This is a genomic window from Embleya sp. NPDC056575, assembly GCF_042793325.1.
Classification (GTDB): Bacteria; Actinomycetota; Actinomycetes; order Streptomycetales; family Streptomycetaceae; genus Embleya.
On record NZ_JBHTVA010000003.1, the window covers coordinates 36,685 to 49,307 of the forward strand.

Annotated in this window: 9 protein-coding genes; 5 read left to right on the top strand and 4 right to left on the bottom strand. The window is 71.7% G+C overall.

All coding sequences use genetic code 11. The annotated features are described in order from the left end of the window. The first annotated feature begins 81 nt into the window (after nucleotides 1–81). A complete protein-coding gene (locus tag ACFRCG_RS02725; protein ID WP_380028018.1) occupies nucleotides 82–1,260 on the top strand; it encodes a PP2C family protein-serine/threonine phosphatase in 1,179 nt (392 codons plus the stop codon). Between the two features lie 176 nt (nucleotides 1,261–1,436). On the opposite strand, the gene ACFRCG_RS02730 is transcribed toward ACFRCG_RS02725, so the two are convergent. Continuing rightward, nucleotides 1,437–1,589, bottom strand: coding sequence for a hypothetical protein (locus tag ACFRCG_RS02730; RefSeq protein WP_380028020.1), 153 nt, complete (start codon nucleotides 1,587–1,589; stop codon nucleotides 1,437–1,439). An 89-nt stretch (nucleotides 1,590–1,678) separates the two neighbouring features. Between ACFRCG_RS02730 and ACFRCG_RS02735 the strand changes: the two genes are divergently transcribed. The 3 genes from ACFRCG_RS02735 (at nucleotide 1,679) to ACFRCG_RS02745 (ending at nucleotide 8,929) form a co-directional block, all read left to right on the top strand. Then, the gene (locus tag ACFRCG_RS02735) at nucleotides 1,679–2,857 is read left to right on the top strand and encodes a hypothetical protein (RefSeq protein WP_380028022.1); all 1,179 of its coding nucleotides are present in this window, start codon (nucleotides 1,679–1,681) and stop codon (nucleotides 2,855–2,857) included. Between the two features lie 758 nt (nucleotides 2,858–3,615). After that, nucleotides 3,616–6,096 (top strand): hypothetical protein, encoded by a 2,481-nt coding sequence (locus tag ACFRCG_RS02740; protein ID WP_380028024.1) that lies wholly within the window; start codon nucleotides 3,616–3,618, stop codon nucleotides 6,094–6,096. Between the two features lie 1,105 nt (nucleotides 6,097–7,201). After that, nucleotides 7,202–8,929, top strand: coding sequence for a hypothetical protein (locus ACFRCG_RS02745; protein ID WP_380028026.1), 1,728 nt, complete (start codon nucleotides 7,202–7,204; stop codon nucleotides 8,927–8,929). 184 nt (nucleotides 8,930–9,113) lie between these two features. On the opposite strand, the gene ACFRCG_RS02750 is transcribed toward ACFRCG_RS02745, so the two are convergent. Both ACFRCG_RS02750 and ACFRCG_RS02755 read right to left on the bottom strand, forming a co-directional pair. Further along, a complete protein-coding gene (locus ACFRCG_RS02750; protein ID WP_380028028.1) occupies nucleotides 9,114–9,707 on the bottom strand; it encodes an RICIN domain-containing protein in 594 nt (197 codons plus the stop codon). Between the two features lie 40 nt (nucleotides 9,708–9,747). Beyond that, nucleotides 9,748–10,395 carry a hypothetical protein gene (locus ACFRCG_RS02755; RefSeq protein WP_380028030.1) on the bottom strand — a complete coding sequence of 216 codons (648 nt, stop codon included), beginning with the start codon at nucleotides 10,393–10,395 and terminating at the stop codon, nucleotides 9,748–9,750. 603 nt (nucleotides 10,396–10,998) lie between these two features. Here ACFRCG_RS02755 and ACFRCG_RS02760 point away from each other — a divergent pair. Then, on the top strand, nucleotides 10,999–11,940 hold the full coding sequence (locus ACFRCG_RS02760) for a DUF1838 family protein (protein ID WP_380028032.1): 942 nt from the start codon (nucleotides 10,999–11,001) through the stop codon (nucleotides 11,938–11,940). 123 nt (nucleotides 11,941–12,063) lie between these two features. On the opposite strand, the gene ACFRCG_RS02765 is transcribed toward ACFRCG_RS02760, so the two are convergent. Beyond that, nucleotides 12,064–12,393, bottom strand: a complete 330-nt coding sequence (locus tag ACFRCG_RS02765) for a hypothetical protein (RefSeq protein WP_380028035.1) — start codon at nucleotides 12,391–12,393, stop codon at nucleotides 12,064–12,066. Nucleotides 12,394–12,623 lie beyond the last annotated feature (230 nt).

Here is a 12,623-nt window from a genome sequence, read left to right on the forward strand (position 1 = left end):
CGCCGACCCGAACGGGCGACGAGACGCGGCCCGCCCGCCCATGCGGTCGTTTCGGACGCCTCGAAGAGTCAAGCTGTATGTATGCGGTCGTTCCAACGCTCGGCTCCCGAATCGGGAGTCGGCGGTCGCAGCCGGGTCCTCACCACGCTCGCACGGTGTGTGCCGTTCGCCATCGCACTCCTGGTGGTGGGGATCGAGTTCTCGCCCGCGCACTTTCTGTACACCGGGCCCCTGCTGACCGCGACGCCGGCGCTGGCCGCGGTCACGATGGGTCCCAAGGGGACGATCTCGGCGGCGGCCGTCGCTCTGGCCGTGAGCGTGAGCACCGCCACCTACAACCAGGCATGGGGCAGCCAACAGGTCTACACGAATTTCCTGGCGATTCTCCTGGTGTCCGCAGCCAGTGTCATGACCAGTCGTTTCATGCGTACGCGCAGACGGAACGAACTCGAGCGGATTCGCCGGATCGCCGAGGCGGCGCAGAGAGTCCTGCTCCGGCCGGTGCCCGCGCGCCTGGGTCCCCTGTGGACCGCCAGCATGTACCTCGCGGCGGAGAGCGGCGCGCAGATCGGCGGTGACCTGTACGAGGCCGTGCAGACGCGGTACGGGGTCCGGATGATCATCGGAGACGTCCGCGGCAAGGGGCTGCCCGCCGTGCGCTCGGCCGCGGTGGTGTTGGGCGCGTTTCGCGAGGCCGTGCACTACGAGGACGACCTGGTGGAGGTCGTGGCCCACTGCGCGGCCGCGCTGCGACGCGAACGCGCCATGCCGTGGGCGATCGATCGGGACGACGACGAGGAGGAGCAGGCGGAGTCGTTCGTCACCGTGCTCGTGGCGCAGGTACCCGACAGGTCCGTGGTCGAGATGGTCAACTGCGGCCATCCGCCGGCGCTGGTGCTGCGCCGGGGCACGGTGCACGCTCTGATGCCCCCCTCGCCGCTTCCGCCCCTCGGCCTGGAGGACCTGGTCACCAGTCCTTTGGGCGAGGCGGAGAGCTATGTGTTCCTCCCCGGCGACCGTCTACTGCTGCACACCGACGGCGTTCTCGAGGCACGCAACCGCGACAACGACTTCTTCGCCCTACCCGAGGCGATGGAAGCGGTGCCGATATGCGCCCCGTCGGAGTTCCTCGAAGAACTGCACCGGGGATTGCTCCGCCACACCCAGGGCCGCCTGGTCGACGATGTGGCCATGATCGTCGCGGAACGGCTCGACGGGGAAGCCGACATCCCCGCGGCGCCGCATGCCGCTCCGGAATGACGCCGCGGTCGTGTCGATCCGGTGCGGAATCAGCGGCGACGAGTTCCCACCCGGGTGGCCGGTTCGGTGATCGGCGCGTCGATGCCGCGACCCGCGCCCGGGACCTGCGGCACCGTCCGACGCTGCCGGCGCCCCGGCACGCCCGGCGACCTGCTCACGGAACGTGATGCGGGGCTCTACGGCCGGCCGATCGTGGCGAGTTGGTCCCACCGGGCGCCCGCGACGCTGCCCGGCATCCAGGACACGACCGTCCGCAGCTTGGTGGGGGTCGCTTGGGGCCGGACGTAACCGGTCGCGGAGAGGAAGACCCGATCAGCGGGGGCGAACATCGTGTCGGCGTCCGCGTTTAGGGTCTGTCCGACGCCGACGCCGACGTCCGCGTACGTTCGGACGGTACCGCCACCATCGGGAGAATGACGTGCGACTTTTCGATGCCCCGAACGTTCCACAGACATCGCACTGGCAGGCATGGCTCGCCTATGCAGATGTGCTGACCGACGCGGGGGACCCGCGAGGCGAGGCGATCCGGCTGGAGCACCGCTGTGCGACCGAGGGTGGGGACCCCGCCCTGGCGGCCGCGGCCTACGCGGACGTGGAACGGCAGTTGGGCCTGGACGGGCTGCGGGCGGACGGTTCGTGGCGGTTCACGTGGTCGCGCGGTTTCCTCGACGAGGCGTCCTTCCGTCTCGCCGAGGACACCCGGTCACGACGCCGGGACCTGGTGGACCGGCTCACGCTCGACCTTCCGCACACCGCGACCGTCGACCCGACGGACCCGGAACGGTGGGAGGGAGTGTTGATCGACGCCCTGCTCTCGCACCCGCTCGCGCACCGTCTGCGCGACCTCGAACTGCACCTCACCGACTGGCACCACTCCGCCGAACACGCCGCGTCCGCACTCGCGAACCGAATACGTCCCCGGTTGGAACGCCTGTGCTTCGGCTACGACTTCGAGCTGCTGTACGCACCCGGCAAGACGTCGACCGGCGGTCGGCTCGATCCCCTGGACCACCACCACACGGGGCTGGTGCGGACCGACGTGTGGGGGGCGCTGCCCGCCCTGCGCACCCTGGAACTCGAGGGAGCCTTCCTTTTCGGCTCCGTGTGCCACGACGGCGTGCGACGGTTGCGGGTACGAGGCCCGGTCGTCGCCGACGGCGCACTGTTCGACCTCGGCGTGACCTCAGGCGTCACGTCGCTGGAGGTCGAGATCGGAACCGACGTATTCGGATGCCTCTGCCCGGTCGGCCAACTCGACGAACTGCGGGCCGCCGACTACCCCGCGCTCGAGCATCTCGACCTGAGCAGGGCGGAGTTCGACGCCTCCCCGTACGAGGTGCTGGAGACCCTCGCCGAATCCTCGGTGTTGCCACGACTGCGGTCGCTCACCATCGGGGAGCTGACGATCGAACGCGAGGACCTCGACGGTGACCCGTCGGCCGCACTGGCCGAACTCGTCGACCGGTTCGCGCATCTGGAGCTGATCGTGGACGGCATCGTCGACGTCGAAGGCGTCGACGACGAGGAGGTCGAACGCCTTTTCGCCGGATCCGGCCCCGAACCGGGGCCGGCCGGCGAAGGCCGAGGCGACGATTGAGCACCCGTCGCCGGCGCTCGCCGCACGTCGATGCCCGGCACCGGCCGGCCGACGGGCGGCCGGCGCCCCGGACGGACGGAACGCCGCACGCGAGGCCACCACGAATCGCCTCCACCCGCTCGGGGCCATCGACCGCGACTACTGCTCAGACCATCGGTGGCACCGCCACCGGCTCCGGCGGCACGTCGCGGATCGGCTTCCAGAGCTACGGCCGGCCGGAGCAGGTCAAGGCTCCGGTCACGGTCGACTGCCCGGAGCAGGTCCGGCCCGGCGGCACCGAGACGGTGACTGCCGGCTGGAGCGCCATACCCGTCGACGCGGCCGACTTCGCGAGCGCCGCCGCGGGGCGGACCGTCACCGAGGGACCAAGGTGCGTGGGTGTGCTTCGCGGACGAGGCGGGACGGACGTTGCGTCGGCCGAAGACACGGACTCGGTCCCGGCGGGGCCACCCGGCCGTTGTGCCGGTGGCCGGGAAGGGCTCGGGGTGCATTTCGCTCGTGGGCGTCCGGTGGCTGTTGCTCGCTGATTCGTACGGTCGGTCGATAAAGAATCATATTCCTTCATCATGTGACCAATAGGAAAAACCGGCCCCGGTGCGAACAGTTCGCCGTCCTAGCCTGATCCACGGCCGCCTGACCTTCCGTCAGGCCCTTCGTCGATCCGAGGTGGGGAACCAGTGCCGAGAAGCCAGCGTCCACATCCGCCCGTTCCGACCCGTCGGCTCACCTTGACCCGCTCGTCCGCCGCGATCCGTCCGGTGCGCGCCGCCACGGCCGCCCTGATCGCCGCCGGACTGCTGATGTTCGGCCTGGGCGCCCCCGCCCCGGCCGGCGCCGCCGATACCCCGTCCACGCTGGTGAAGAGCGTCCGGGACGTCACCCACCCGGGGGCAGCGGCCGTCGAGCACGGGGACACCCTCGACTGGACCGTCCGCTACCGGAACGCGACCGCCGGCGACACTCCCGCCCCGGCCTCCGTGACGGACCCGTTGACAGGCGCGGGCGGCTCCCAGACCTATGTGCCGGGCTCGCTGCGCGTCCCGCCCGGGTGGACCCCGAGTTGGTCCACCGACGGCACTACCTTCACCGGCGCCGACCCGGGGACGGCCACCACCGCGGTCCGCGCGGAGAACTCGCTCGCCCTGGCCGGCGGCACCTCGCTTGCCACCCTGGCCCTCGGTCCGGTGAAGCCGACCCCCCAACCCACCGGCGGCGACGGGTTCACGCCCGTATTGCACCGCACGGCGGGCGGCGAGATCGAGTCCTGGAACATCTACCACCACGCCGCGCCGAACGCCCCGCAGGCCGTCTGCCTCAACCTGACGCTCGGTCAGCCCTGCACCGGCGGCCCGTGGCCGCGCCCGCTGAACACCACGCCCGGACCACTCGGCAGCGGCGCCACCGGTGACATCGGCAGCCCGCTGACCCCGCAGTACGTCCTCGACCCGCTCCACCCCGACCAGTTGCTCTACCCGGCGGTCACCACGTCCGCCGTCGGCGTCGGCTGCCTGGATCTCGCCGCGCACGCCAACTGCGGCTTCGTTCCACTGGCCACCATGGGCGGATCGCCCAGCAGCGCCAACAACCTGGCCGGCCTGGTCCGGGTCGGCGACAACCTGTACGGCGTCGCGAACACCGGGCAGGTGCTGTGCCTGACCCTGGCCACCCGCACCCCGTGCGCCGGCCAGCCGTACGCGCCGATCGTCGCCGCCAACCACGACCTGCCGAACACCCCCGCCGCCCTCTACCTCGGCGGCCTGACCACGGTCGGCAACCGCGTGTTCGCCTCCTCCTCGCCGCAGGGCGGCGGCTCCACCGTGTCCGGCCCGCCCGCTCTCGGCTGCTTCGACACCGCCACCGCGAACACCTGCGCGGGCTGGACCACCCCGCACACCGCCGGCCCGAGCAGCGCCTACTACACCTATGACGCCTTCGCCTCCTACGACACCGCCGGGCATGCCGACGGCGTGTGCACCAGCGCATCCGGCGGACCCAACGTCCTGACGACCTGCTACGGGCTGGACGGCTCCACGCACGCCGCGCCCGCCACCCTCTCCTCCCTCGGCGGCAACACCCTGACCTTCAGCCCCGAGACCGTCACCACCCCCGCCGGGACCCGCAGCTACTTCCCCGCCTGGGGTGGCGCCCTGGCCGGCGGAACGATCTGCCACGACTGGACACTCGCCGCGCCCTGCGCCGGCTTCCCGCTGCCCGCCACCCACCCCGGCGTCAACGGCGGCGCCACCCGCGACTACGGCTACGCCTACGACGCCACCTCCCGCTGCCTGATCGGCCTCGGCGACGCCGGCTACCTGTTCTCCCTCGACCCGACCACCGGTGCCAGCCCCTGCGTGCACGGCGGCGCGAGCGTCACGCTGAAGCCGGCCGACTTCTATTGCGACGGCGGCAGCGGCAACATCCAGGGCTACACCCGGGCCCGGTTGACCGGCCTCGACCTCACACACATCGACTTCGCCACGTCCCGGGCGATCGTCACCGACCCCGACGGCACCACGATCGCCACCCCCGGCCTGGCCGGCGACGGCACCGTCGACCTGACCGGCATCGACCACGTCGCGCATCCCGCGATCACGGTCACCGCCCAACTCGTCCTCACCACGGCGGACGACTTCGGCTCGAACAAACACCCGGCGCTGGTCGTCGAGTACCGGGGCGACGCGCCACAGATCTGCTTCCGCACCACCGTCACCGCCGACTGCGCGACCACCTCGATCGGCAACACCGCGAACGGCACCGACTCGACCGGCACCTTCACGTCCAACACCGTCACCACCGCCGTCGCGCCCGGTGCGGGCTGCCAACCCAAGGTCAGCGTGGAGAAGGAGATCTGCGGCTCCCTCAACTCGCACGACTGCGCACCGGGCGGACCCGGACCTTGGGCAAAGACCAGTCCCGTCGGCCTACTCGGTCTGCTCGGCACCGCGCACTGGCGGATCACCGTCACCAACGCGGGCCCCGTGGACGCCGCTTCCGTCACCGTCAACGACCCCACCACACCCGCGTGTCGGCAGGCCGCCGGCACCTTCACCCTGGCCGCCGGGAGCAGTCGCCAAGTTCACTGCGACTCGCTGCTGCTGGCGCTGCCGCTGAAGAACACCGCGTCCGCGAGCTTCGTCGCCGCGAACTCGCCCGCCGGCACCCCGCGCAGCACCACCGCGCCGTCCGCCGCGGTGGCCTGCTCGCTGCTGTGCATCCTGGCGGTACCCGACAGGGGCTGATCCGCTCTGATCGCCCTCGTTCCCTCCCCGCCCGGCCGGCAGCCGGGCGGGGAGGGAACGTCGGTTCCGCGACGCCCGCCCCTCCTCCTGTTGGGCGCATCCGCGCGGCTTGGCGCGACGCGGGATCGGGTGTTCAGCCGTGGGCGGAGCGGCAGACGCGGGCCTCGGGGGCGTCGTCGCTCCGGCCGCTGAACCGAACCCCGAAGTCACAGGCCGCCCAGGGATTGACGGCGCCCGTCTTGGGCGCGTCGCGCTCGGGCTGACCGCGTCGGGCCGATGTACCGGAAGCGGAGGAATGGTCGGCCCGATCCGATGCCCCGGATCCACGCGACGACGGGGAGGATGCGGCCGATCGGGTGTCGGCGGACGGGGTCGCCCTCGGCGGGTCGGGCGGTACGGTACCCGCCGGGGTCGCGGATGCCGCCGGGTCGGCCGCGCCGAGAGGGGTCGTCGAGGACGGCCCCGCGCCCGACGAGCCGGCGCCGGGAAGTGGCGCGCCGTTGGCGGCCAAGGCGGGATCGAGGGCCCGGGTGGGAGCGGTGGCCGGTGTGCTGTCGCAAGCGGTCACGAGCAGGAGCAGGAGAGCCGCCGCGGCGGCCGGTCGAGTGATGTGCACACGTTCCTCCGAGAACACGAGGTCTGTCCTGTCGGGGCTAACGTCCGCATGCCCGAAGGGTTACTCGGGGGTTGTGGCCTCCTCGCGGTGCGATCGGCGCCTCACGGCAAGGGGTTCACGAGATCGGGAGGCCCGGGTCGGGGCGCCCTTCGGTACCGGAGATGTCGACTTCGGTGACCCCGCCCCGGGCGGGTCTCCCAACTCCCCGGTGTCGTCACCGCCGCAATTCGCCGACCGATCCGTTGCCGGGGTGTGGGTCGCTCGTTGAACCGATGTCGCGACCGGCGCGTGCCACGTGCCGGTGCGGAAGCCGGGTGCCGGAATCACCCGATCGAACGACAGCGAGGAACCGGCCGCGGCCGAGAGGGTCATCCTGTTGCCGCGGCGCGCTCCACGCCCCGCCCCAGGCCGCGGATCGGCCCGAATCGCCGCGCCTCATGGGCCTGTCGCCGACCACGTCCGCGCCCACCCGAACCGTCGGGAGAACCGTTGACCAACCACACCTCCGCCGTCCCGGCCACGCCCCTGTTCGTCATCGAGTACCCCGAGGACGGGGTCGCGACCGTGGACGGCACGCCGGTTTACGTCCCCGAGGGGGCGGAAGCCCGTCACGCCGCCATCGACGAGGTCCGCTTCACGGCGTCCCTGCTCGACCGACCCGTCCGCGCGATCGACATCGATCCGGACGGCACCCGCTATCCCCTGCTCATCGACCCGGACGGGACGCTCACGTTCTTGGCCGAGCCCCATCCCGATCCGGACCCCGACGTCCCCGACGAGGAGCCACACACCCCGTCGGGCGAGGAGGACGCGGCACCGACCGACGACCACGACGGAGCCTTCCGGGAGTGGTGGGTCGGTGTCGACGAGGACGACGCACACGGGCAGGCGCCCGACGAGCACGCCAGGGACGAGCACGCCGGGGACGAGCACACGGCGGACGCGGACACGGGCGACGAGCACGGTGGGCACGAGCGCGACCCACACGAGGTGGCGGACCCGCCCGGATCCGCCCCGCGGCCGGCCGAGGGGCCACCCGCGACCGTGCCCGCGCGACCGGATCGCGCGCGGCGGCGGGCCCCGCGTTCCGGCCGCCGCGTAGGGCGGCCGGCCGCGATCGGCCTCGCGGTCGCCGCGGCGGTCACGGTCGTCGCGTTTCTCGTATGGCCGGACGACGAGTCCGGCGAATCCCGGACGAGCACGACCTCGCGTGCCGAACCCGCCGCGGTCGCCGCTCCGGCCGGCTGGCGACAGACGTCCGCATGGTCGCGGTCGATCGCACCGCCGGGAGCCGGCAGGCCGAGCGTGGCGGCGCTCGGGGGTGTGCTCGCCATCCTCACACCGGACCGTCGAGTCGCCCTGCTCGATCCGCACGACGGCGCGGTCGTTCAGGTCGGCGAACCGCTGCCGACGGGCAACGTCGCGCTGCACGCGACCGGCGACCCGACCGCGCCGGTCCTGGTCGCCGAGACCGAGGACCGGCTCCTGGTGTGGTCCCCACTGCGCGCTCCCCAATCGTCGCGTCCGCCCACCACCATCGAGTTCGCGCCCGGCGCCCGCGTCAGCTACGCCGGTGCCCTCCCCCTGGTGACGGGGCCCGACGGATCGGCCGCCGTGCTGCGCGGCGATGCCCTTGTCCCGGTCCGGTTGTCTCCCGGAACCGTGGCGATGGCCGCCGATACGGCGCATGTGCTCGCGGGACGCGCCGTCGGACCCTGGGAGTTGGTCGGCTTCGACGGACGGACACACGTGGTGGCTCCGCTGCCACCGCGCCCCGGCGCGCGCATGCTGCGCATGGCCGGCGCCGGGCACGGCGTGGTGGCCGCCGTGTGGTCCGGCCCCGTGGACGGCAGCGAGACACTCGCCGTGCACGACTCCTCCTCCGGCCGGGTACTCGCCGGCGCCGACGCCCCCGCCGGATCCCTGTCGGGCGCCTGGATCCACGCGGACGGCAATCCCCTTGCCGCGTTGGGACCGGTCGTCGTCGATCTCGCCCAGGGCCGTGCATCGGTCACCCCGGGCCTCGTCGCCCGCTCCGTCGCCGGCGACCGGGTGTACGGCACGCGCGACCTCCGCCCCGTCGCGGTGACGTCGGCCGGCGTCGTCACGATGCCGGACCGGGCCGCCATTCCCTGGGGTATCAGCGTCGGCCGCGCGATCCTGCTCACCGGCGACGGGGACCGAGCGGTCCTGCACGCCGTGGATCCGACCCCGTGACCGAACCCGGCGGGCGGGCGTGGCGTGTGCCGCACGTCTCCAGCACCCTGGTCTCCGGCAACCACGCCCCGCCCACCGGCCGGGCCGCCCCTGCCTCGCCTACGTCAACCACACCCCGAGCACATCCGTCTCGGCGATGTGTTCGGCCGAGAGCGGCGCCGGTTCGACGAGGCCGGGGTGCTCGTCAGACCTGTTCCAGCCAGAACATGTCGGCCCGGTAGCGGTGTTGCTCGGCGACGGCGCCGACGGACGTGAAGTCCGACATCCCGACGAACATCTTGGTGTGTTGCACCTGCATCACGAACGGTCGCGGGTACACCATGGGGCCGACGCTGAAGAACAGCTTGAACCGCTGGTGCGGAAGGTTGTTGCAGTCCTCGACCTTGAGGATGGCGCCCTCGCCGGGAAGGCCACCGGTCACGCCCATGCACCACGGCCCACCGGCCCACCTGGTCACGAACGTGTACTCGTACTCGAAGACGGGATCGCCGAAGACCGGCCTGCTGCGGCACATGGTCCACTTCTCGTCGTCCCAGTCGTTCCACGGCATCTGGATGACTCGGCCGTGCCAGGGGTCGTCGCTCTGGTCGAAGTCGAGCATCATGCCGCTGCCGGTGTGGAAGACGTAGACGCCGCCGCAATCCATGTCCGACGGCCACGACGGGCCGGCCTGGGCGGGGGGAGAGGCGGTGAGGAGCATCGCGGTCGCGACGATCGTCGTGGTGAGCGCCGCGACGAGGCGTCGGATCGGTAACAGGGTTCGATGGGTGCGCTTCATCGGTTCCCTACCATTTCGGGGTTGGTGGGACGGTCCGGAGTCAGCAGTGCAGACGTGCGCGTGCGGTCGCGCGAAGGGTGCCCGCGGGCTCGGCCTGGGCGCACGAGACGGTGCCCTGATCGGGGGAGGTGTAGGTGACGTAGGTGCCGGAACTGCCGCCGACCCAAACCCACTTGCCGGTATTGATGCCGGTGCGACCGCAGATCTCCATGATCCACTCGCCCTCCACGCGCTCGGTGCCGCGATAGAGCCCGTAGACGCCGGGTTGGTTCAAGTGCACGGTCCGGGTCTGGGTGGTGGTTTTGGTGCTGCCGACGTTGGTGGCGACACTGATCCCGAACTTGGTACCGACGCTGCCCAGGGTGGTCTTGTCCTCGGAGGAGAACTCGAGGTTGTTGTTCACCGACGTGCTGACCGAGTTCACCTCGTTGAGCGTGTGGGTCTCGTCGATCGTGGTGCCCGGGGCGACGGAGAAGCTGTCCCACTCGGTGATGACCGGGCTGAGCACGGCCGTGATCGGGGTGCCGCGGTAGCGGGTGATGTTCGGGTTGCAGTCGGCCGGGTCCGCGTGCGCGGGAGCGGCCTGCAGGCCCACCACCAGGCACGCGAGCGTCGCGAGGGCGGCGGAGGCGGCGAGTGGGCGCCGTAATCTCGGGCGGGGGACCTGACGTGGAACGTGCGTATTCACGATCGGCTCCTTTTCTCGGCGGACGTGCGACGGACGGAACCACCTTTTCGCGTCGGCGTGGGAGCGCGTGGTCGCGGTCGGCGGCCCGCAGTGAGCCTGACATCGGTGACCGGCGTCACCCATCAGCACATGGAAGGGGAGCGGGAGACGTCCCGCCGGAGGATGCGTCGGTGGTCGGTGAGACCACGGTGAGGATGCGGCGTCAGCCGGTCGGAGGATTGTCGAATCACGCGATCTTGTGGGCACAGTCCACCACTTGCGTGCCGGGCGCTTTGTGGGGATGCGCGCGCGCCGTAGCACTCACGCGCCCTGGGAGCCGACCGCGGAGCGTTGCCCGCGCATCCCGGCGTTGTTCATCCCGGCGCTTGCCGCCGACGCGGGTGTGACTGCGGCACGTACGACCCGCTCGGGGTGGTACGGGCCGCCGCCGTCGGCAGGTCGTGCATCGACCGGTGCGGCGCCGCGGCGATGCGTAGGCTGCCGGGCGGAGGACGAACGACGGGGGCCGCCCCCGGGGTTCGCCCGACGCACCCACACGGGCGGGAGAGCACGCACCCGGTGGACACGATCGCAACGCACCGAACCGACGAACGGACACCGCGCATGGAATCCGGCAAGGCATCGCCCGAGGCCCTGATCGCATCGCTCGACGACGCGAACGCCCGGCTCTTCGTACGGTTGCTCGGCCGCCCCGACGGCCACGACATGCTGTACCGCATCAGCGGAACGGTGCACAACCACGTGCCCGGCGACGTGCACGGCAAAGTGTTCCCGCACGGGCAGGCGGTGTTCGGCGTCGAGGGCTACAACATCCGCCGGCTGATCAACCCGCCGGGCACCGAGGATCTGCACCTGGTCTCGCGCGAAATCGTCTTCTACACCGACCCGAGGAACGGCACCGTCCTGACCGAGTGGACGAACCCGCTGGACGGGCGCACCCGCCCCCTCCCACCGATCGCCAACGACCACGTGCAGTTGTCGTACCGCGTCCGGGAGGGCGCCCTGTACGCGGTGTTCGGGCCCGCCGAGGTGCCGCTGGCCGGCTCGGTCACGCCGCAGCGCGTGCACCGCAACCTGGTGTGGACCCTGGACGTGCCGCCCGTGTACCGCCTCGCCGACCGATACGGCATCGACGACGACTTCGGCCTCGCGAACTCGACCTACACCTCCTGGGAGTTGTTCGACTTCCTGGTGCACGAGGACGACGCCCGCGCCCACTCCGACACCGAGACCGGCCCCCCGACGCCGGCGCTGCCGGTCACCAACTGCTGGACCCGGATCTGCCCCTACGTGCCGGCGATGGGCATCGCCGAGAGCGAGACGCCGGGCAACCTCGTCTACCACGCGCGCGCCTGGACACTGGACGACTTCGACGCGCTCGAACCGTGGCTGGCCGACCTCGTGCGCACCCGTCACCCGCTCTACACGAGCGCCCCCGACACCCCCGGCACGGGACCCAACACCACCACCTGGACCGCGTTCCACACCGACGTACTGGCCCCCCGCGGCCTCACCTGGCGGCAATGGCGCGACACGTCCGGCTGATCGGCCGACGTCGGTCGGCTCGGATCGAGAAACGTGGCGCCTTCTCGTGTTCGTGTCGCGGAATGCGTGGATCCAGCCACAGCGACCGGTTGCCGTGTCGCCCCCATCGGTGTCCCGACGCCGTCAGGAGTACCAGGAGGCTTCCGTCGGTCGTGATCGTCGGGGTATCTCCCGGGCGGGCATCGTCCTGCGTTCGCCGTCCACAAGCAGAGTGCTCACCGGGTCGCCGCCGCAGGCGCCCGGGAGCCTCACCTCCACCTCGATGTCGCGAGGTGGATCGGTGGGCAGGGTCGCGGTCATGACGTGCGTCCCGGCGCGGTGGCCGTGGACGCGGGCGGCGGCGACCTCCTTCCCGTCCACGAGGAGTTCCAGTTCCCGCGTCCGGCCCATCCGAAGGGCCACGGTGATCGAGCAGCCGGCGTGCTCGCAGTGAAAGTGATGGTCGCGGCTCATGATCGCCCTCCTGAATCGCCGGGCTGAAAAGGCCCCCACTCCATCGTGGCACCGAGCGGTCGCCGCGCCGCGTACGGCTTTCGAAGCGGCGCCGACCCGATGCCGTCCCGCTTCGAACCGGTCGTCGTTCGGTGCGCTCGATCCCGGCGCGTCCCGCCGTATCGCCGCCCGGGTCGGGCCGGGGCTCCGGCGGATTGTGTCTGTGGGCTGGGCATGGTCCGCTCCCCGCG